We start from the raw sequence: 20,857 nt of genomic DNA on the forward strand, positions 1-20,857 counted from the left end.
ATGATTGATTCAATTGTTATAGGGGTAACTACAATAGCTTTTTCAAAAAATGAAGATTTAATTTCTGAGTTGAGATCTAAGGGATTTAAAAAAGTGAAAAAAAATGAGGAAGGGAAGAGGTTTACTCAATCCGAATTGATATCTTTTTTGCAAGATTGTCAGGCTGCTATTGTAGGTTTAGATATTATTAATGAGGAAGTCTTGTCTAAGCTTCCCAATCTTAGAGTCATCTCTAAGTATGGTGTTGGACTAGATAATATTGATTTTGATGCATGTGAAAGATATAATGTAAAAGTTTTCTTTCCGGAAGGAGTTAATAAAAGATCGGTTTCTGAGATGACACTTGGGTTTATGCTTTCATTATGTCGTAATTTATATACTACTTCTAATTTATTGAAAAATAAAATATGGAACAAATCGGGAGGTATTCAGTTGTCAGAGAAAACGATAGGTGTAATTGGTGTAGGGAATGTTGGTAAGGACCTAATAACATTATTAAAGCCGTTCGGTTGTAGAGTTTTAGTAAATGACATTGTGTCGCAAGAAGAATATTATTTAGAGAATGGATTAGAGTCAGTGTCAAAAGAAGAAATTTTTTCAAAAAGCGATGTAATTACTATTCATACACCTCTGAATGAAGGGACAATGAACTTATTTAATAAAGAAGTTTTCCTTAGGATGAAAAAGGAAGCTTTTATTATTAATACATCTAGGGGAGGGGTGATTAATCTAAATGATTTAAAATGGGCTCTTAAAAGGAATGAAATTGCTGGTGCAGCAATTGATGTGTATGATAGTGAGCCACCTGAGGATTATGAGTTAATTTCCATTCCTAATTTGATGAATACACCGCATATTGGGGGTAATTCTAGAGAGGCTGTTAAGGCTATGGGGCAAGCAGCTATATCTAATGTTTGCAATTATTATGATTTGTTAGTAGATGAATAATAGAGTAAATATAAGCTTAGAGGGTAAGTTGGCTATCGTAACAGGTGGAACAAGAGGTATTGGGAAAGCTATTGCAGAACGATTATTAGTAAGTGGTGCAAAAGTTATTATAACAGGAAGATCATTTATAGATGATACTGATCTTCATAATGAATTTAAAACAGATAAGATTAGTTATTGTCAATGTGATTTTGATAATGAAGTTTCTTTTGAATTGTTTTTGAATTTTATTCAATCCTTAGATAGAGTAGATATCCTTGTAAATAATGCAGGTATTAATAAACTTGACCTTATCACAGATATTAATATGGGAGATTATGATGTAATGACTAAGGTTAATCTTAAAGCCCCTTTATTTGTATTAAAAGCAGTTAGTAATTTGATGAAGGTTCACGGAGAGGGAAGAATAATAAATATAACGTCTATTTGGAGTAGTGTTTCAAGACCTGAGCGAGGTTTGTATTCTCTTACTAAATGGGGAGTAGCTGGATTTACTAAAACAGCATCTATCGAATTGGCGAAGCATAATATATTGGTTAATGCAGTAGGTCCTGGTTTTACATTAACAGAGCTAACTAGGAAAACAAATACTATAGATGAACTTAAGGCTTTAGAGGAAAGGATTCCATTAAAAAGATTAGCTAATCCCGAAGAAATAGCAAACTTAGTATTGTTTTTAGCAAGTGGATTTAATACTTATATAACTGGTCAAAATATAATTATAGATGGAGGATATACAAATATTTGATTTTGAAATAAAATCAAAAGTTCATAATTATTCTGTTTACTTTAAAGAGAATATTAAGGAAAGTTTATTAGCAGAGGTCGAAGAGGGCGATTTTTTTATAATAGATTCTAACATAAGAAAATTATATGGAGAAATTTTTAATGATTTTCTCCTTAAGTATAATTTTTATGAGGTAGAAGCTAATGAAGGAATAAAGAGTTATAAAGGTATAATACCGCTTATAGATACTTTAATAAGAAATGGATTTAAGAAAAATAACAAATTATTTTCTATTGGAGGAGGGATTACTCAAGATGTAACCTCTTTTATTTCATCAGTATTGTATAGAGGGGTGAAGTGGGTTTTTATACCAACTTCATTATTAGCTCAAGGAGATAGCTGTATTGGGAGTAAAACATCCATTAATTTTGATGAATTTAAAAATCAAATTGGAGGATTCTACCCCCCAAATAAAATATTCATAGATGTAAATTTTTTAAAATCTTTACCTAAAGCTGATTTTAATTCTGGATTAGGGGAATTATGTCATTATATAATTTTATCAAGTAAGCGAGATTTTGATATGGTTAAGGAAAGTTACGATTTGGTTATAAATGATAGGAAGAAATTAAAGGAAATCATATATACTAGTTTGAATATAAAAAAAGGATATATAGAAGAGGATGAATATGATACCGGAATACGACAGTTATTAAATTATGGGCACTCTTTTGGACATGCAATTGAGAGTATTACAAATTATAAAATCCCTCATGGTATTGCTGTCGCTATTGGTATGGATATGGCTAATTATGTTTCTGTTCAATATGGTTTACTTGATTTATCAACCCGTAACTACATCAAAGAGTTTTTAAAAAAGATTTGGTATGGATATAGTTTGGAAAATATTACAGTGCAAACTTTGTTACACGCACTATCAAAAGATAAGAAAAACGTGGGAGTAAATTTAGGCTTAATTCTACTTTTAGATTTTGGTAAAGCTGAGAAGAAAATTATACCTCCAGATGAAAATTTAGTTAATTATCTTGAAAATTATTTAAATGAAGAATTATGATTATAGATTGTTTGAAAAATTACAAGTTTTATGATTTTCTGTCTAAGGATGTTTTCATTGGGTTAGAGTTTTTAGCAAAACTAGACAAAGAGGTGGATTTAGGAGAATATATGATTAATGATAATGTTAAGGCTATAATAACTGAATATCGAACAAAAGAAGTTTTTGAAAAAGGATATGAGGCGCATAGAAGAGTTATTGATATACAATATCCATTAATTGGTAGGGAAAGGATTTTATGGGATTATAGAGATAATTTGAATTTAAGAGTACCATATGATGTAGAAAAAGATGTGGAATACTATGACCATAACTGTATTAATGCTAATCAAGTAGATATAGGAAATAGTTATTTTGCTATAATGTTTCCTGATGATGCGCATAGTCCTCAAAGGTATATAGATGAACCAGAGTTGATTAAAAAAGCAACGATTAAAGTTAAGTTTTAAATGAAAGATTTAGGTAAGATAGTATTACATATTCCCGCTAGGGAAGGTAGTAAAAGGGTAAAGAAGAAGAATATGCGATTAATGGCATCACATCCTATGATTTATTATGCTACATCTGCTTCCGTTAAATCAAAAGTAACAGATAATGTATATGTTAATACTGATTCTAAAGAAATACAAAATTACATAAGTTTGAATTTCGCTACTGTAAGAATTTATGAAAGAGAAAAAACTTTGGCAAGTGACTATGCCTCTAGTGATGAGTTTAATTATGATATTATTAAAAAGTTATCACCTGATACACTTATTATGATTAATCCAGTTTGTCCATTAATTGATGAATTTGATATTAAGAATGCATTAGATTTATTTAAGAGATCTAATTGTGATACTTTAATATCATCTTCATCTACCCAAATGCAAACTTTTTGTAATGGGAATCCAGTAAATATAAATTTAAATGAACAATTAGCTCCATCTCAAAATAATGATAAAGTAACTACACTTAATTGGGCTATCACAATATGGGATGTAAAATCCTTTAAGGATAGAATGAAGTTGCAAAATTATGCTGTTTTGGGTAATAATAGATTATTCTTTGATATTGATCCATTAAAGGGAGTGAAAGTAAGTGAAGAAAAAGATTTTCTTTTTATAGAAAATATCATGAAAAGTACAAATCTTCAAGACTAACCATTTGATTAAATATATATAATATGAGGATTAATTTTTCTAACCCATTTAATGGTAGAAAATGGCTAAGTCTTTTAAAAGAGTCTACTGATTTTGGGTTGTCCTTTAGTGAAAATATATCTTTGTCAGAAAAGTATCTCGGTTTTACATTTTCTACCAATAAATATGGATTAAGAGGGCCAGATGATGAATCAGCACCCTTAGTGATATGTGGAACATCTTTTGCTATGGGGTTATCTGTTAATGATGGAGATAATTGGTATGATTTATTATCGAACAATTGTCAATTTAATATAGGGTTTCCAGTAGCTACTAGATGTCATAATAGGAGGCTTGATCTTTTGTATAACGGGGGATTTAATCGATTGTTTTTTATATATCATCCTAATAATTGGATGATTTCTCATAATTTTTTTTTAGCTGAAGAAGGAGAAAAAAAAATTTTTGAACATATGAAATGGAAAACTTCTTTAATTGATACTTTTAAGATTTTTCCTAAATGGATCATTAAGAGTGTTATTAAGAGATATAAAGGGATTTTTCAAGTACATAATTATAAAGGTGTTAATTATCATATTAATTCCAGATATTCTATTATTAATTTAGAGAAGAAAAAAAAATTTGTGGAATATGAGATGAAAGAGGTTAATAAACTTTTTTCTAGGTTTAATGAGGTCGTAATTATTCGGGTTCCAGTAAAAGAACAAGTAGTAGAACATACATTGAGTGATGATTTAAATTTAAAGAGACTTGTTCGAAATTATGAAGATAATTATTATTTGTTTAAGCAAAATATTAATCATAATAATTTTCGAATTTTAGATTTTTCAGATAAGTTTGAGTTAGACGATTATCATGCTTTTGATACACATTGGAATAAGAAAGGGAATTATAAGTTTCATGAACTTGTAAAATCTTTTTTTTAGAAATAATTTATTGGTATGATTAAATTTTTTAAACCAAACTTTGGTTATGTTTTTTCGAAAGTTATATAATTCTTCTATATTCACTTCTTGGATATCTCAATTAATCAAAATAGTATTTAGTTTAATTACGTTGCCTATTATTTTAAATAAATTTAAAGTAGAAGAGGTTAATGTTTGGTTTTTATATGCTACGATTGTTGGTATAGGTCAAGGTATTCAGTATGGATTCAATTCTACCTTTATACGTTTTTTCTCATATTCTTTTGCAGGAATAAAGATTAAATATTTCTTTAAAATTAAAAATAAGATTACTAATAGTGAAGTTAATAAATTTGATAAAGATGAATTTTCAGATCTTTTTAGTGTATTAAAAATAACATTCTTGTTAATAACTACACTGTATTTTCTATTACTGATTAGTATTGGTTCTTATGCAGTTAAAACCCCTATTAGTTATCTTGAGAATCCTAATGAAGGATGGATTACTTGGTTTGTAGTTGTGATTAGTACTTCTTTCAATATTTATATGTCCATTTACCAAATTTTTCTTAGAGGATTTAATAAAATAGCTCTACTTAATAGAATTATTACAATTGTAAACTTATTTGGAATAATTGTAATTTTAATCATAGGACTATATTTCGCTAGTTTACTTAGCTTAATTATAGGAGTTCAGTTTATAGCAATACTAACTAGTGTTAGCTTGTATATTATGGCTTTAAAAGCAAATAATTGTTTTTTATATAAAGTTCCTAAAAGAAAATTTCGATTGGATATATTTAAAGAAGTATGGGATAGTGCATGGAAAAGTGGGACAGCTACAATTTTTGCTACTATAATGAAACATGTTTCAGGGATAATTGTGGCGCAGTTATTTAGTCCTGTAACCTCTGCTTCTTTTCTTCTAACTAAAAGGTTATTCGAGTTATTAGAAACTTTAACAATGGTAACGTTTCAAGCTAAGATACCTGAAATTGCTTCACTAAGAGGAGTGGGTGATATAAAAAGATTAATACCGTTGTTAAGAAGGGTTTTGACTTTATCATATGGAGTATATGTTATAGGTGTTTTTGTACTTTTATTTTTTGGCGATTTTTTTATATCATTAATTAAAGCAAATTCTAATCTTGGTAGTCCTTTATTAATAATCTCTTTCACGTTTTCTACCTTAATAGTACGGTGGGCAGGAATTAATTTAGCAATTTCAAATCAAGCTAATTATGTATACGAGCATATCATTGGAACTATAACGTTTATTTTTTATTTTATTTTTGTTTTGTTATTATATAAATATATTGGTGTTATTGTTTTTCCTATTTCAATTATGATAGCAACAATGATAACTGCCCCTATAATAATAAATAGAACTTATAAAACTCTTGATACAACATTCATAGATTTTGAAAAATATATATTTTTTCCCACACTTTTATTAGTTATAATACTGTGTGCAATTTATATATTTCTTTAAATTCAATATTTTAAAGTATTTAATGGAAAAACAGGTAATATACATATGTACATTTTTTATTTTTGTTATTGTACTTCAACCAATAATAGGATTACTTTTATTTAACCTAATTGAAAACAATTTAATTATTAATTATTTTCCTTTAATTAAGGATTTTATGATATTTTCTATTTTTGGATTGATGCTATTGTATGTAGGCTTTACTTTGAAAATTAAGAGAGAATATTTAAGAGTATATATTTATTTTTCATTGCTGCTTTTTTTTATTGCCGTAAGTTTTTTTTATTCCGAAGCAAATTTCTATTTTAAGATATATAATATTAGGAGAATTTTAATTTTATATTTAATTTTTTTTTCTTTTCATGGGCTTTATCAGACTAATAATTTTAGAGTGGTTAAAAAAGTAGTGCTAATTATTACGTTGTCTATATGTGTTTTCGGCATGATTGAATATTTTTTGCCAGATATATTTTGGAATGATTGGTTGAATCTTCCTAATTATTGGAATAATGACACACAAGGAGGAATTGAAATAAAAGGACTCAAAGAAACGGGAAGAGGATATACTTCAGATCTATATTTTTTATTTCATGAAAAGTATAGAAGAATGTTATCTTTTTTTTTAGAACCTTCTACTCTTGGTTCTTATTTTTCGTATATTTTTGCTTTTTATTATTTTTCTAAGAAATTTAAATATAAGAAATATTTTCTAACCTTAGTTTTCATATGTGGCTTAATGGTCTTTTCAAAGATTTTTATACTTTCAATTATTCTGATATTGGCTATTGATATTCTAAAATTTAATTTGAAACTTTCTTTTATTTTGATGACGCCTTTATTTATTTATTTAGGATATTTGATGACAGAAGGGGAACGAGTGCATGGGTCTTTTTCTCATATTATTGGTGTTTATACTGGATTTGAAGTTGCGATTAATGATATATTAGGAAGAGGAGTGGGGATGGCAGGTAATAGACCAATGAATCCTACAACTAATATAGTAAACGGAATGAATGGAGCAGAAAGTGGATTTGGTAATGTGTTGGCGCAGATGGGGTTGAGTGGAATCATAATAAGTATTATTCTTTATTATATTATGTCAAGAGCTTATTTGATATATAAACAGACAAATAACTCTGATTATTATGGTCTTGCAATAATGATTCTTGTTTATTATTTAAACTATAATTTGTCTGCTTCTAGTCTAGCTTTAACGGGTAATTTTATAGTTTTTACTTTAGCAGGAATTTATTTAAATAAAAATATTTTAATGACAAACAAAAATGCAAATTCAATTTTTTAATCCAAAATTTTTATATAATAAGAGAAAATCTATAATAAAACGTATGAAAAATATTCCAACAAATATTGCTTGGAAATATGTGTTGTATTTTTTGGAAAAAGGTTACGTTCATAGTTTAGATTATTCTAAAATAAGCAACCTTAAAGATTTTCATAAAGAGAAAAAAGCTATTATTTGCGGGAATGGACCTAGTGTTGATATAGCGTTTTTAGAAGAATTGAGTAAAAGGGAAGATTATATTATTTTTTGTGCGAATAGAATACATTTAATATATAATGAAACAGAGTTTAGACCGGATTACGTATTTACTTCTGATGAACAGGTAATAAAAGATTTTGGCGAAGAAATTATTTCTAATAATGTTAATAAAACTTTTATAATTTCGAAAAAAAAACCTTTAATAAGGGAAGATTATACATGGGGTTTTATTTTAAATCATAGACCGTTTAGATTCCAAGATGATGTGTTAAAAGGTTTTTCAAGTGGTGCAGGATCATTGTTTCCTGCTATACAATTAGCATATTATATGGGGATAAATGAAATGTATTTGTATGGAGTTGATCATAATTTTAAGTATACGAAACGCAAAGATGGTATGACAAACGGCGAAGGGAATCATTTTATAAAAAATTATAGAAATAACAAGGATTGGATTCCCCCAACATATGATTTAGTGGAGCAAGCTTTTGTAGAATGTGATAATTTTTTGAGAAAAAATGGGGGAATGTTACTTAATGCTACTAATGGTGGTAAACTAGAAGTTCTTGATAGGATTTCTTATAAGGATCTAATAATAATGGATAAATGAAATTAGAGTTTGAATTGGAGAAATCCTATGATATTTTAATCAAAAGGATTATGAAGTCATGGGATGTAGATTCATATTGCATTATTAATTTTTTATACTATTCTAACTATACATTATTAAGGAAAGATAAAGAGTATTTAAATGCAATTGAGAATTCAACGTATTTATTTCCAGACGGTATTGGAATGCAAATATTGTATAAGCATAAGTATAATATTAAATTGCCAAATGTAAATGGAACTGATTTTACCCCTGAATTATTGGCTTTTATCTTTTCAAATAAAATTCCGATTGCAATATATGGAACAACTACTTCAAATTTATTCTTTTTTGAAAAGTGGCTCATGGAAAATTATAATAAGCAGTCTTACTATATAAAAGATGGTTTCAGTCTGTTAGATTTTAAATTGATAAAGAATAAGTCTGTTTTATTAGTTGGTAGAGGCAGTCCATTACAAGAAAAATGGGTACTACAAAATTTGGATATAATAAAAGAAAAAGAACTTTTGGTATTAACAGTAGGTGGGTTTTTTGATTATTTTTCACCAAATAATAAAAGAGCTCCTATTCTATTTAGGAAATTAAAATTAGAATTTTTATATAGATTTTTACAATCTCCAAAAAGAAATTTTAAAAAATTTTTTAGAAATTTCAATATAATTAACGATTTATTCGAGTGAAGTATATTATGAAGGAATTATTTTCATTAGAATTAAAGTATATAGGGTTTTATTTTTTTGTATTTACATTAGCATTGCCCTTACCATTGATAATATCAAGTTTTGCAATGGGATTTTTGATTTTAAATTCGATATATCTGAGCAAGAAAAGCAAATTTAAATTTGATATTTTCATATTGTTTTCTGCTTTGTTTTTTTTTATAGATGTCATCACTTTATTTCTAGCTGATAATAGGGGATTTGAAAATAATATGATGTTTAGCGAAACAAAAATTACCTTTCTTGTATTGCCTTTGTTTTTTGCTAATATAAGTGAAGATTTATATAAGATAAAAAATCAATTATATTTTATTTTTGTGTTAGGAGTACTGACATATGTTATTTATGCATGGTTATTTTTAATTTTTAATATTATAATCTTTAATGTTAAAATTAATCAATATATACTAATTGAACTGCTTCAGAAAGAATTACCTGGATCATATCATCATACATATATAGGTAGTTATATGGTTTTTTCGTGTGTATTATTATTTTTTAATCTTATTGAGAATAATAAATCTTTAAATAAAAGAATTATAATTACCTATTTTTTTCTTTTTGTATCTTTAGTATATATAGGATCCAAATTATCGATTCTATTATTGATTTTATTTTCTTCTATGATTTTACTTTTTTCAAACCTTTCTATAAAAAAATCATTAAGTGTAATATCAATATTTATTTTTCTAATGGGATTATTAATATTTTCAATAAAGGATTATATTATTTACAGATTAGTAGATCAATCATTTGCCCATAGACTATTATATTTTTCAAAATCATGGAGTATTATAAAAGAAAACTTATTTTTTGGTATCGGATCAGAATCAATTAAAAAAATATTCTTCCCAATAGGAGATAATAGTGTTAGACTGATTCCACATAATGTTTTTTTAAGAGAAACATTATCAAATGGAATTTTTGGACTTGTAATAATATCTACAATTTTTATAATACTGATATATAGGTCTATAGTGTTTAGAGACCAAAAGTTATTGTTTTTTTCATTACTTATATTGTCATATTGTATGATAGAAGATTATATATATCTACAAAGAGGAGTATTGTTTTTTATATTTTTTTCTTCAATTATGTATTATACTACTAACTATGAAAAAAATCAAGGGGTAGGTTAATTATTAAAATTTTAAATAAATGTATTTTCTAGAAACCGCAATCTTACTTTTTGTAGGAGCTTTTCTCTTAACATATTTAACAATACCTAAAATTATAGGTGTTGTTCAATATAAAAAATTAATGGATAACCCTAATGAACGTAGTTCTCATAAGCAAGTCACACCAACATTAGGGGGGATATCTTTTTTTTATTGTTTAATCTTTGTTATTTTTTTTTTGAGAGACAGAGACCTTCATAATGAAGCTATTTATTTAATCCCTGGTTTAACAGTACTTTTTATTGTTGGATTAAAAGACGATTTGGTTGTCTTATCACCATTAACAAAGCTAATTGCTCAAATTTTAGCAGTTTCATTTATTCTCTCGAGTGATAGTTTTATAATTTATTCCTTAAATGGATTTCTTAATATAAATGAAATCCCTTATTTTCTTTACTTGTTAATAGGTGGTTTTTTAATGATTACAATTATTAATGCGTATAACCTTATTGATGGGATTGACGGCTTGGCAGCGATGGTTGGTATTGTTATCTTAATGTTGTACACTACTATATTTTACATGTCTAACGAATATTTTTATGCCTTACTGTGTATAGCATTAAATGCGTGTTTAATGGCTTTTTTAGGGTATAATTTGTCGTCCACAAAAAAAATATTTATGGGTGATACGGGTTCTTTAATTGTAGGATTTATGATTGCAATGTTTACACTTAAATTTTTAGCATTAAAGCCTACAGCATACAAAGAATTACCTTTTCTTTTAGAAAATGCACCTTTGGTAGCAATAGGTATCTTAATCGTGCCATTATTTGATACGGCACGTGTTTTTACTCTAAGAATTGTAAATAAGCGAGGGCCATTTTCACCAGATAGAAATCATACACACCACATTTTAGTTGATTATTTGAACTTAACTCACCAACAAGCAAGCTTTATAATAGCGAGTTTTAATTTTATTTTCGTCGTACTTTTAATCGTATTAGGAAGTACATCCAGCAATTTATGGATGATCATTGCTCTTGTCTTGGCTGTTATTTTCTTAACGTATCTTTTTTATCGTTTAGACTATAGCTTTACAAATTTAAAACGAAAGTTATTTGTGAAGAAAAAAGTAGAAGACTTCAAAGGAAAACTAAAGAAGAAAAACGATTAATTAATCTTGAATATTCTCTTTAAAAATATCAAAGCAGTATTTTACCAAGACGAAAATAGTAGCTTGTTGCAACGCTTATTTTGGAACACGTTATATCTAGCATTTTTCTTTCTTCCATTAGATATCAATCTGCCAACGCCTTTTTTTATGATAGCAATCGTAATAGGCGTTGTAAATATTTTTAAAAGTAATTTAAAGTACAATCCTAAAAATAGGTTGTTATTACTTTTTCCGTTGTATTTTATCGTGTTGTGCCTAAGTTTATTGTATACCGAAAACCTAGAAGACGGATTCAAACTCATACAGCGGTCATTATCCTTATTGTTATTTCCTGTAATTTTCCTTTTTTTAAAAGAAGACGCCTCTTCTGTACGTAAGCTTTTTAATTTCTTATTATACGGATTAATCTTGTCGTTTTTGATCAATTTTATAATTGTATTAACCGATGCTTTTACTGTTTTACAGAGTCTTCCAGATCAAGTATCTCTTTGGAAAAAAGTAACTATTGGATGGCAATTTTTCATGCACAGACAATTTTCAAGCTTGGTCAACCCAGGTTATATTTCGTTATACATTATATTGGTTTTAAGCTTTTATCTGAAGAAAGAACTGAACTCTTTAAGTAGGTTAGCAACAGTTCTAATCCTATTTTTATACCTCTTCTTATTGGCATCAAAAGCAGCGTATATTACTATGTTTTTAATGTCATTTATGCTGATTTATAAAGTGCCAGATATAACAAAAAAGTACTTACTTTATGTGGTTTTTGCTCTGGGAAGTATTGTTTTTATTAGTAATCCACGACTATTTAATTCCAAATATAACTTTCCTCAGAATGTTTATGAGACCAACCCAACCATCTCATGGAATGCCAGATTGCTTACTTGGACTTCGGCTGTAAATACCATAGAAAAACAACCTTTTATAGGCTACGGAGTAGGTGATGCACATGATGCTTTGGTTAATACTTATTTGGATTTAGGCAACTCAGAAAATTACGAACACAGATACAATGCACACAATCAATTTTTAGAAACTTGGTTGCAAACTGGTGCTGTGGGCGTTTTAATTTTAACGGTGATATTTACTTTTCTCGCGCTTTCAACACGAAGAAGTTTTAACGAATTCTCGGTCTTTTTAGCCTTGTTTTTAGCTTTAATGTTTGAATCAATGTTAGTGCGATTCAACGGAGTAGTATTTTTCTCAATTATAGTTCCTTTACTGCTGAAAGAACGCAGTATTTTAAGCAGTCAGATTATTAGGAATGTAACTTAGTTTACCTTCGAATTTGATTTTAAATCAGTCTTGAGTTCCCTGCCTACCGGAAGGTAGGTTTGTTTCGTTTTTGTGTCAAGACAAAAATGAAAATATTTAAGAAACCTTTGCAGCTTTTGGAAGCCGAATATAAAAACTAGTACCAACACCCAATTCCGATTTAATCTTAAGCTTTCCTTTGTTTTTCTTTATCATCTCTTTACAGAGGTTTAAACCTAAACCAGTTCCTTTTTCATTGTCGGTACCGTATGTTGATGTAAATTGGGTTTTTGTTGATAATATCCTTTCGATATCTTCTTTCTCCATTCCAACGCCATTATCCTTTATTTCAATCTGCCAAAAAGCAGGATTTTCTTCAGCAAAAATTTCTATCATTCCACCTATCGGAGTAAACTTTATAGCGTTGTTGATGATGTTTCTAAAAACTAAATTTATTTGATCTTCATCCACAAACACGGTAGCCTTATCTGGGATTTTATTGCTTACGATAATTTTTTTCTTGTTGGCAACTTCTTTTAAAAGTAAAATATTGGTATCAGCAATAGGGCGCAATTTTTTTAAAGCGGGTTTTGATACAGCGCCTTTCATTTGTGCTTGTCCCCATACAAGTAAGTTATTTAAAGTGAACGAAACGCTTTTTACCTGTTCACTTAATTTAGGAGCAAATTGCATGAAATCTTTCGGACTAATTTGGTTGTCCTTTAATAAGTCGATAAGTGAGTTAAGCGATGCTATTGGAGCTCTCAAATCGTGAGCTATAATCGAAAAGAACTTATTTTTTGTTTCGTTAAGCTCTTGAAGTTCTTGCTCTCTCTTTTTTAAATCGTGATTTTTATTTGCAAGTAGTCCATTTAATTTGCGCTCAACCTTTCTACTACGCTGAGTGAAAAATAGTACAGTTAGTAAAATAATAACACCACTGGTAGAAAGATAAGTAAATAACCGCTGTTTGTTGTGCTGCTTCTGACTCTCAAATTTGAGTTTGTTTTCCATCGCTATAAACGACATCTGAGCTTCATGTGCAGCTACACTTTTGGTATTTTCATGGTTAAAAATACTGTCGTTATAATTTTTAAACTCCTCGTGATAGGCTAGTGCCACTTCGTAATTATGGAGTTGCTTGTGTACTTTCGATAAGGTCTCTGCACATTCTTTAATATCTTCAAAAGAGTTAAGCTCTTTAGCCGATTTCATAGCGTCGTTTCCATACATTTTTGCCAAATCGTATTCGTGCAATTCACAATAAGTTCTAGCAATACTACTCAAAAGTGATGTTTTTTCGCGTTTATCTTCTACCTTTTCGTACAATGATAGCGATTGCATAAAAATATCTAAGGCTTCCTCATATCTGTCGAGTTCAACGTATAACTGACCTTTTACTTTTAAAGAATATGCCAACCAATCTGGGTAATCATATTCTATAAAAGTAGGGATTGCTTTGTTGATATTCATGAGCCCTTTTTGGTACTCTTTGGTTTTTAACTGAAAGCTAGCAATGTTGCTATTAGTTTGTGCTTGCGAAAGCTTACTGTCGATCTGAATATTTAATTCTTGTGCCTTGTTTAAAAACTCTAATGCTTTTCTGTAATCTTGTTGCATTCCGTAGGTAAGTCCCACGTTTTCGTACATCAAACTCAAATAGAGTAGGTCGTCTTTGGTTTTATTAGTTTTATCTTCGCCAATACTTATGCCTTTTAAACTGGTTGTAACAGAATTTTTAATATCGCCGGCATATTCGTAAAAAGTAGCAAGGTTGCTGTAACACATTAAAGTGCTCTTGGTATTGTCGATAGTTTCTGCTTTTGCGAGTGCTTGCTTAGCATATGATATTCCCGCAGGGTAATTCCCAATTTCACTTTCGTAAAACCCTAAATTTATCAACGACTCAATCTCACCAATAGTGTAACCTACATCTTTAGATATCGCTAAACTTTCTTCCGCATAAAACTTAATGGTGTCGTTGTTTACGTAGTAGTTGTTTAACACGTAGCGGTTGAGTAAATTTATATAGGCAGTGTCTTTTTTTTGTACTGAAGAAAGGCTTTTTTTTGAATTTACCAACTTTGCAAGACTATCTATTCTTTGCTGCTGACAGAAGCTGTTTGCGCAAAAAAAGAAGGTTAGTAGTGCTGTTAGTAATCTATAAATCATTCAGGGACTTGTATGAGTTTCAAATTTAGTATAAAAACTAATTATTTCTATCATTATCATGTTAAATAGAAAGAAAAAAATTACAAGAAACCCCGAATGACCTACATAATTCGTGAGGAATTTATCTTCTTATAAAAGCAGGTTTTACGACTTTTATAATATGAAAATGGACTTTTATTCCTGATTGATATTTTTAAGCTTTTTAAGTTTCGCTTTCCAAATATTTAAATCTTCACGGTGTTTTTCAATATTGCTCAATACCTCTTTTACTATCGGATTGCTTTCATCGGCATTGATAAACTGAAGATTGTTTTCCAACTGACGAATTTCTGCTTTCACTTCATCAATTTTTCTTCTGATAAAAATACGCTCGTTGTTAATTAAAGCATCGTTGTCGGCATTACTTAATTGATCGAGTTTATTTCCGTATTTTATAAGTTCTGCTTTCTGCTTGTCGAGGTCTAGTTTTTTAAATAAAGCATCTAGGATTTTATTAAACTTCCCTTCAATATTTTTCTTGCTATGCGGAATTCTACCAATTTCTTTCCAATCGGAAATAAAACTCTTTATTTGTGCTAAATCTGTTTCTTTATCACCAGAGAGTTGGTAATCTTTCAAGTTTTCTAAATAAGCTTTTTTCTTCTCAAAAGCTTCCATTTCATCTTTAAAATGCTCGTTTTTCTTAGCGTGCAATCTGTCAAAATAATGGTTACAAGCAGCTTTAAATTCATTCCAAACCTTATCAGAATATTTTCTTGGAACATGACCAATTTTTTTCCAATCCGATTGGATTTTTTTCATAATCGGGGTAGTAGCATCCCAATCTTCACTGTCTTTTAACGACTCTGCCAATTTTACAAGTTCCATCTTTTTATCGAGATTTTCTTGTTGGTCTCTTTTTAGACTTTTGTAAAAAGCATTTTTATTTCGGTTAAATTTCCTTACCGCTTCTTTAAACGACGCCCACGTTTGTTCGTTTACTTTGTAAGGCACTCTTCCGGCGTTAAAAAAGTCTTCGCGTAACGCCTCAACTTCTTTAATTAACTTTTGCCAAGTACCGTGGTTACTTACCGAACTGTTGGCAATCGTTTCAATTTTATTAATAATTTCTTGTTTTGCAACAAGATTCGCTTCGTGGATGCTATCTTGATTTTTAAAATATTCTTGTCGCTTTTGGTGTATAACTTTGGTTGCCGCACTAAACCTGTCCCAAATAGCATCTCTGTGCTCTCTGTCCACAGGACCTAAGTCTTCTTTCCAAATTTTATGTAAAAGCTGTAACTCTCTAAACGCTTTATTAACGTCGTTCATTTCAGCCAGCGCTTCCGCTTCCGCAATAATTTTTTCTTTTTCTTCTAAATTGTGTTTAAAATCAAGATCTCTTAAATCCCTATTTAAATCCAAAAAGTCGTAAAAAATCTCAACATGGTGGTGGTACGTACGCCAAACGTCATTGTAGTTTACACGCGGAATCGGACCAGCATTTTTCCACTGTTCTTGTAAATCTTTAAAATGTTTATAGGTATCGTTTATATTTTCCTCAACATTTATAAGTCCTTTAAGCTCTTCAATAATCGCCAATCTATTTTTTAAATTGGCTTCCAATCGATGCTCTAAATTTTTGTAGTATTGGTTGCGTTTCTCACGATATTCTCCATACACTTCGTTAAAGCGTTTTTTAGTAGGAGAGGAGTAATTAAAATCTATTTCGTTACCACCTTCTTGCAAAAAGTCTTCCTTTTTTTGCTCTAAAAGTTCCTGGTATTTTAAGTCAAATTCCGACTTTATTTGGTCTACATGTCCTTTTATAGCCTGTACTTTTTCTTTGGTAACAAGCTTGTAAAATTCGCTTACCAAAGCATCCATACTCATGGAGTGGTAATCTAGAACCGGTATTTCATGACGTTCCTTGTTATCTTCATCCTCCGCATCTTCCGCATTCGATTCGTCAATTTCATTTTGCAAATCGTCTTCATTTTCCGATGTAGCAGCAGCCGTTTCTACTGTGTTTTCAGTAGTTTCTTCCGCATCCGTTTCCTGATTTTCAACTTGTGGTGTCTCGTTGTTTTTGTCGCTTCCGTCTGCATCAGGCTGCAGGTTGTCATTTTTTTCGTCTAACATTATTTAAATGTTTAAGGTTCGTCAATACTTTCAAGCTGAAAGATACTAACAAGTAACAAATTAGCCAAGCGTTTTACGTGGCAACTCCAAAATATTTATCAGTAAAAACAGTTAATTTTTTTGTTTTGGGCATGCCCCTCGCCAAAAGGCTCAGGTCGGGCTTTCACTACTCGCTTCCATTTGCGATGCAAAATGGAGAGCTCAAACAAAAGCTCAATCCCTCATGCAAAGGTTAAAAGTAGCAAAGGCACTGAGAGGCAAAGTTAAAAATCCGTCAACCTGAACTTGATTCAGATTCGCATTATACAAGATGAGATTCCTCCTCGTACCTCGTTCGGAATGACTGTTTTTCTTGTAAAGGTTCAAAGGTGCAAAGGTACTGAGAGGCAAAGTTAAAAATCCGTCAATCTGAACTTGATTCAGATTCGCATTATACAAGATGAGATTCCTCCTCGTGCCTCGTTCGGAATGACTGTTTTTCTTGTAAAGGTGTAAAGGTTCAAAGGTTTAAAGGTGCAAAGAGGCAAAGTCACATAGTAAACGTGAGTTCAACATGAGAAAGAGGAATATATGATTGAATAACCTATTTAAAAAGCATTAAAAAATAGAAAGAGTAGTGCAGTTGGAATGTTTAAAGCAAGTTTTATTGAAAAGTTTTTAAAGAGTATCTTTTAAAAACTTTCGATATTTAAAACCATATATTTCCTGAATTTTATAATTCATGATATGGTCCGAAGGTGAAACTTTCAACTCAATGTTTTCATTTTTTGATTTCAGCCATTTGATAAATTCTAAATAATCATCCGAATGTGCAAAGGCTACGAAACTTATTGTTTTTACTCTGTTTTTACTTTTGTATTTAACCTTATTCATCACGGATGATTTAGGGAAATCTATATATTCTATAGCTAATAGATTTTTATAATTTATACGTACTTTTTTGTGAATAAAAGTGTAGTTTTTTACAATTTCGCCCTCCTCAAATGCTATTTCAAAAGTATTTTTTCTTTTATACAATACGGTTATAATACAAATAATGCAAACCAATATTGCGGTGCCAACAATGATGATATTTGAGTCGGTATTCGAAATAATTACACCGCCAATTCCGATACTAAAAAAGAGTAAAAGCAATGTTTCTAAAATAGAATACGTGTATGTCGATTTATAAGTCTTCTTCAATTTTCAATTATTAATTGTCAATTTAAAAAACATTACTCATTCCAAATCTCCCAAGCTTTGTCTGCTTGTAGCGAAAGCATTCTAAAACCATTGGCTACCCATGCGCCATTGGCTGCGGCTAACTTTAAAAATTTTGTACGGATAGGGTTGTAAACCAAATCGAATGCTAAATGTTTTTTCGATAAAAATTGATACGGAATATCTGGACATTTATTCAAATCTGGGAAAGTTCCAACAGGGGTGCAATTCACAATAATTTGATGACTTTTCATTACTTCTTCGGTAAGCATGTCGTAGTCCAAAATATTTTCAGAAGCAGTTCTCGATACATATTGAGTTTCCATCCCGATGCTTTCTAAACCGTATTTTACAGCTTTAGAAGCCCCTCCAGTTCCTAAAAGAAGTGCTTTTTTGTAGTCTTTTTTTATGTACAAGGCAATCGACTCTAAAAAACCATACACGTCGGTGTTGTAGCCAACCAATCCGTTTTCGGTAATTTTAACTGTATTTACTGCTCCAACAGCTTTTGCAAGTGGATCTATTTCTGTTAAGTACGGAAAAATTGCTTCTTTGTACGGAATGGTAACGTTAAAACCTACCAAGTTTTCGTCTTTTGCAACGATGGTTTTTATTTCTTCAATATCTTGAATATCAAAGTTTACATACGAATGTGTTTCGTTTAGTTTTAGCTGTCTAAACTTATCTCTAAAATAATCACTAGAAAATGAATACGAAATGTCTCTTCCAATAAGTCCAAAGTGTCTAACCATTTTTTAAAGTTTTTTTGCCGTACCAATCGAGTCCTAAAACAATTAAAATTCCGAAGATTATAAATCCTATGGCAATCCAAGTTTCAGTGTTTGTTATCGAAGGTAGGTAACGTTGGTAGTTAATAATAATTTTTTCTCCAGCCGAATCTTTTACAATTTCTCCTAGTTCGTTGAGGCGATATATAGTTTTTTTCCATGGCCAAACAACTCCTAAAGAGCCTGTTATAAAACCTAAAATAATTGCGGTGGTAATATGTTTAAAATGTTTTAAAACGTAGCTTAACAAATGGGAGAGTGTTACTAACCCTGTTACTGATCCTATGGTGAATACTGCTAGAATTTTCAGCATTTCTAAACGTTGGTGATTGTGTAGAAAACTAAAATCTCCACTGAAAATTTCTGCAAAAGTATCGTAAAGTGCGTTTACAGAATCTACTAAGAGCAATACATAATTCCCCAATAAGATTAAGATGAAAGAGCCCGAAAGCCCTGGTAATGTCATTCCAGAGACGCTAATAATTCCGCAGAAAAAAACAAAAATTAAATTTTCATTCTGCTTTGCGGGATTTAAAAAACTCAACGAAACTCCAATAATAATTCCGATGACACACGCTAAAACAGTCTTCCGATTCCAATGATGAAAATCTTTGGCGATATAGTAAATAGAGCCGATAATCATTCCGAAGAAAGCAGCCCAAACGTATAGCTCTTTTTGAGCAATAAAATAATCTAAAAGCTTCGAAATACTAAAATAACTAAAGAGCATTCCGAGTAAAAGCAAGCTTAAAAACCTTCCGTTTATATACTGATAAAAGCTTTTAAAACGTCCGTTGAGCAATAGCTTTAGAGCTTTTAAATTTACTTTTTGTAGCGAATAAATAAACTCTTCGTAAAACCCCGCAACAAATGCCACAACGCCACCAGAAACTCCTGGGACTTTATTGGCTGCTCCCATGGCTAATCCTTTTACAAAAAGGAAAAACTTGTCGAGCAATGTGCGCGTAGGCTGTTGCATGATTGCGAAATTATTTTTTTAGTGTTGCTAACTTTTCAAGAAGAAAGATGGTTAAAAAACCGATAATAGCCAAGAGAATTGCCCATAATAATTTTGGGTCACCATCAAAGTTAAACGGACTCGTACTGTGGTCTAAAATAATGGTTTTATCGCCAAACTTTTTAATTTCTGTGATTTCTTTCCAAGGCCAAATTTTATTCAAAGACCCTAAAATAAAACCTGTTAGTACGGCTAAAGTTACATTTTTAAAATTTACAAAAAGGTACTTTAAGAGTTTTGAAAAACTTAACAATCCGAAAATGGCTCCCAAGCCTACAATTGCAATAGTTTGAATGTCTCTACTGTTTACAGCGCCTAAAATAGTGCCGTAAGAGCCTAATAAAACCAAAATAAAAGCACCAGAAATTCCAGGTAAAATCATGGCACAAATAGCCAAGGCTCCAGAAAAAAATAAGTGGATAGCTCCTCCAGACTCATGCATTGGCGGCAAGGTTGTAATATAATATGCTACTACAGCACCTACAATGAATGCAATAATAGCGCTAACATTCCATTTAGTAATTTGTTTTCCAACAAAAATTACGCTGGCAACAACCAAGCCGAAAAAGAACGACCAAAGTAAAATAGGGTGTGTTTCTAAAAGCCATTCGATAAGTTTTGCTAGAGAAAGAACACTAATGGCAATTCCAAGAAATAACGCTACAAGAAAGTTTCCGTTGATGTGGTTCCAAGCTTTTTTGAACCCTTCTTTACGTAGTATATTAAAAGTTTCTAAACTGATGTTGTTAATTGAAGTAATAAGCTCTTCATAAATACCAGAAATAAAAGCAATAGTTCCTCCAGAAACTCCAGGGACAACATCGGCTGCACCCATGGCAATTCCTTTAAGCGTAATAATAAGGTAATCTATAATTGATCGTTGCATAATTTGT

At 30.1% G+C, this 20,857-nt stretch carries 19 protein-coding genes; 13 read left to right on the forward strand and 6 right to left on the reverse strand.

Translation table 11 applies throughout. The annotated features are described in order from the left end of the window. From JMA43_RS04380 to JMA43_RS04440, 13 genes are all read left to right on the forward strand, one after another. A complete protein-coding gene (locus tag JMA43_RS04380) occupies positions 1 to 948 on the forward strand; it encodes a phosphoglycerate dehydrogenase (protein ID WP_342155160.1) in 948 nt (315 codons plus the stop codon). After that, complete coding sequence (locus JMA43_RS04385; RefSeq protein WP_342155161.1) at positions 941 to 1,696, forward strand: SDR family NAD(P)-dependent oxidoreductase; 756 nt, start codon at positions 941 to 943, stop codon at positions 1,694 to 1,696. The genes JMA43_RS04380 and JMA43_RS04385 overlap by 8 nt, the downstream gene beginning before the upstream one ends. Continuing rightward, on the forward strand, positions 1,674 to 2,750 hold the full coding sequence (locus tag JMA43_RS04390; RefSeq protein ID WP_342155162.1) for an AroB-related putative sugar phosphate phospholyase (cyclizing): 1,077 nt from the start codon (positions 1,674 to 1,676) through the stop codon (positions 2,748 to 2,750). The genes JMA43_RS04385 and JMA43_RS04390 overlap by 23 nt, the downstream gene beginning before the upstream one ends. Continuing rightward, positions 2,747 to 3,199 (forward strand): YhcH/YjgK/YiaL family protein, encoded by a 453-nt coding sequence (locus tag JMA43_RS04395; RefSeq protein ID WP_342155163.1) that lies wholly within the window; start codon positions 2,747 to 2,749, stop codon positions 3,197 to 3,199. The genes JMA43_RS04390 and JMA43_RS04395 overlap by 4 nt, the downstream gene beginning before the upstream one ends. After that, the gene (locus tag JMA43_RS04400; RefSeq protein ID WP_342155164.1) at positions 3,200 to 3,892 is read left to right on the forward strand and encodes a cytidylyltransferase domain-containing protein; all 693 of its coding nucleotides are present in this window, start codon (positions 3,200 to 3,202) and stop codon (positions 3,890 to 3,892) included. It begins immediately after the preceding gene. Positions 3,893 to 3,915: 23 nt separating this feature from the next. After that, positions 3,916 to 4,818, forward strand: a complete 903-nt coding sequence (locus JMA43_RS04405; RefSeq protein ID WP_342155165.1) for a hypothetical protein — start codon at positions 3,916 to 3,918, stop codon at positions 4,816 to 4,818. 130 nt (positions 4,819 to 4,948) lie between these two features. Beyond that, on the forward strand, positions 4,949 to 6,289 hold the full coding sequence (locus JMA43_RS04410; RefSeq protein WP_342155166.1) for a hypothetical protein: 1,341 nt from the start codon (positions 4,949 to 4,951) through the stop codon (positions 6,287 to 6,289). A gap of 22 nt (positions 6,290 to 6,311) precedes the next feature. Next, positions 6,312 to 7,592, forward strand: coding sequence for a hypothetical protein (locus JMA43_RS04415; RefSeq protein ID WP_342155167.1), 1,281 nt, complete (start codon positions 6,312 to 6,314; stop codon positions 7,590 to 7,592). A 43-nt stretch (positions 7,593 to 7,635) separates the two neighbouring features. Next, the gene (locus JMA43_RS04420) at positions 7,636 to 8,400 is read left to right on the forward strand and encodes a 6-hydroxymethylpterin diphosphokinase MptE-like protein (protein WP_342155168.1); all 765 of its coding nucleotides are present in this window, start codon (positions 7,636 to 7,638) and stop codon (positions 8,398 to 8,400) included. After that, positions 8,397 to 9,080 carry a WecB/TagA/CpsF family glycosyltransferase gene (locus JMA43_RS04425; RefSeq protein ID WP_342155169.1) on the forward strand — a complete coding sequence of 228 codons (684 nt, stop codon included), beginning with the start codon at positions 8,397 to 8,399 and terminating at the stop codon, positions 9,078 to 9,080. The genes JMA43_RS04420 and JMA43_RS04425 overlap by 4 nt, the downstream gene beginning before the upstream one ends. An 8-nt stretch (positions 9,081 to 9,088) precedes the next feature. Beyond that, positions 9,089 to 10,258, forward strand: a complete 1,170-nt coding sequence (locus JMA43_RS04430) for an O-antigen ligase family protein (protein WP_342155170.1) — start codon at positions 9,089 to 9,091, stop codon at positions 10,256 to 10,258. 19 nt (positions 10,259 to 10,277) lie between these two features. Beyond that, positions 10,278 to 11,411 carry an MraY family glycosyltransferase gene (locus tag JMA43_RS04435; RefSeq protein WP_342155171.1) on the forward strand — a complete coding sequence of 378 codons (1,134 nt, stop codon included), beginning with the start codon at positions 10,278 to 10,280 and terminating at the stop codon, positions 11,409 to 11,411. Between the two features lie 6 nt (positions 11,412 to 11,417). Continuing rightward, positions 11,418 to 12,686 (forward strand): O-antigen ligase family protein, encoded by a 1,269-nt coding sequence (locus tag JMA43_RS04440; RefSeq protein WP_342155172.1) that lies wholly within the window; start codon positions 11,418 to 11,420, stop codon positions 12,684 to 12,686. Between the two features lie 96 nt (positions 12,687 to 12,782). Here JMA43_RS04440 and JMA43_RS04445 read toward each other — a convergent pair whose 3' ends face one another. From JMA43_RS04445 to JMA43_RS04470, 6 genes are all read right to left on the reverse strand, one after another. Then, the gene (locus JMA43_RS04445) at positions 12,783 to 14,837 is read right to left on the reverse strand and encodes a tetratricopeptide repeat-containing sensor histidine kinase (RefSeq protein ID WP_342155173.1); all 2,055 of its coding nucleotides are present in this window, start codon (positions 14,835 to 14,837) and stop codon (positions 12,783 to 12,785) included. 174 nt (positions 14,838 to 15,011) lie between these two features. Continuing rightward, complete coding sequence (locus JMA43_RS04450; protein ID WP_342155174.1) at positions 15,012 to 16,958, reverse strand: DUF349 domain-containing protein; 1,947 nt, start codon at positions 16,956 to 16,958, stop codon at positions 15,012 to 15,014. A 657-nt stretch (positions 16,959 to 17,615) separates the two neighbouring features. After that, the gene (locus JMA43_RS04455) at positions 17,616 to 18,140 is read right to left on the reverse strand and encodes a hypothetical protein (RefSeq protein WP_342155175.1); all 525 of its coding nucleotides are present in this window, start codon (positions 18,138 to 18,140) and stop codon (positions 17,616 to 17,618) included. A gap of 32 nt (positions 18,141 to 18,172) precedes the next feature. After that, positions 18,173 to 18,910 carry a shikimate dehydrogenase family protein gene (locus JMA43_RS04460; RefSeq protein WP_342155176.1) on the reverse strand — a complete coding sequence of 246 codons (738 nt, stop codon included), beginning with the start codon at positions 18,908 to 18,910 and terminating at the stop codon, positions 18,173 to 18,175. Continuing rightward, positions 18,903 to 19,925 (reverse strand): DUF368 domain-containing protein, encoded by a 1,023-nt coding sequence (locus JMA43_RS04465; RefSeq protein ID WP_342155177.1) that lies wholly within the window; start codon positions 19,923 to 19,925, stop codon positions 18,903 to 18,905. The genes JMA43_RS04460 and JMA43_RS04465 overlap by 8 nt, the downstream gene beginning before the upstream one ends. Before the next feature lie 10 nt (positions 19,926 to 19,935). Next, entirely contained in the window at positions 19,936 to 20,850 is a 915-nt protein-coding gene (locus JMA43_RS04470; protein WP_342155178.1) for a DUF368 domain-containing protein, read from the reverse strand. Positions 20,851 to 20,857 lie beyond the last annotated feature (7 nt).

Source organism: Joostella sp. CR20, assembly GCF_038433465.1.
In the GTDB taxonomy this organism is placed as follows: domain Bacteria; phylum Bacteroidota; class Bacteroidia; order Flavobacteriales; family Flavobacteriaceae; genus Galbibacter.

Bases quoted from the DNA above. Each gene is read 5' to 3' on its own strand.
- JMA43_RS04415 (WP_342155167.1), top strand. From the start codon at position 6,312: ATGGAAAAACAGGTAATATACATATGTACATTTTTTATTTTTGTTATT.
- JMA43_RS04445 (WP_342155173.1), bottom strand. From the start codon at position 14,837: ATGATTTATAGATTACTAACAGCACTACTAACCTTCTTTTTTTGCGCA.
- JMA43_RS04425 (WP_342155169.1), top strand. From the start codon at position 8,397: ATGAAATTAGAGTTTGAATTGGAGAAATCCTATGATATTTTAATCAAA.
- JMA43_RS04435 (WP_342155171.1), top strand. From the start codon at position 10,278: ATGTATTTTCTAGAAACCGCAATCTTACTTTTTGTAGGAGCTTTTCTC.
- JMA43_RS04450 (WP_342155174.1), bottom strand. From the start codon at position 16,958: ATGTTAGACGAAAAAAATGACAACCTGCAGCCTGATGCAGACGGAAGC.
- JMA43_RS04390 (WP_342155162.1), top strand. From the start codon at position 1,674: ATGGAGGATATACAAATATTTGATTTTGAAATAAAATCAAAAGTTCAT.
- JMA43_RS04465 (WP_342155177.1), bottom strand. From the start codon at position 19,925: ATGCAACAGCCTACGCGCACATTGCTCGACAAGTTTTTCCTTTTTGTA.
- JMA43_RS04470 (WP_342155178.1), bottom strand. From the start codon at position 20,850: ATGCAACGATCAATTATAGATTACCTTATTATTACGCTTAAAGGAATT.
- JMA43_RS04430 (WP_342155170.1), top strand. From the start codon at position 9,089: ATGAAGGAATTATTTTCATTAGAATTAAAGTATATAGGGTTTTATTTT.
- JMA43_RS04420 (WP_342155168.1), top strand. From the start codon at position 7,636: ATGAAAAATATTCCAACAAATATTGCTTGGAAATATGTGTTGTATTTT.
- JMA43_RS04405 (WP_342155165.1), top strand. From the start codon at position 3,916: ATGAGGATTAATTTTTCTAACCCATTTAATGGTAGAAAATGGCTAAGT.
- JMA43_RS04380 (WP_342155160.1), top strand. From the start codon at position 1: ATGATTGATTCAATTGTTATAGGGGTAACTACAATAGCTTTTTCAAAA.
- JMA43_RS04385 (WP_342155161.1), top strand. From the start codon at position 941: ATGAATAATAGAGTAAATATAAGCTTAGAGGGTAAGTTGGCTATCGTA.
- JMA43_RS04400 (WP_342155164.1), top strand. From the start codon at position 3,200: ATGAAAGATTTAGGTAAGATAGTATTACATATTCCCGCTAGGGAAGGT.
- JMA43_RS04395 (WP_342155163.1), top strand. From the start codon at position 2,747: ATGATTATAGATTGTTTGAAAAATTACAAGTTTTATGATTTTCTGTCT.
- JMA43_RS04460 (WP_342155176.1), bottom strand. From the start codon at position 18,910: ATGGTTAGACACTTTGGACTTATTGGAAGAGACATTTCGTATTCATTT.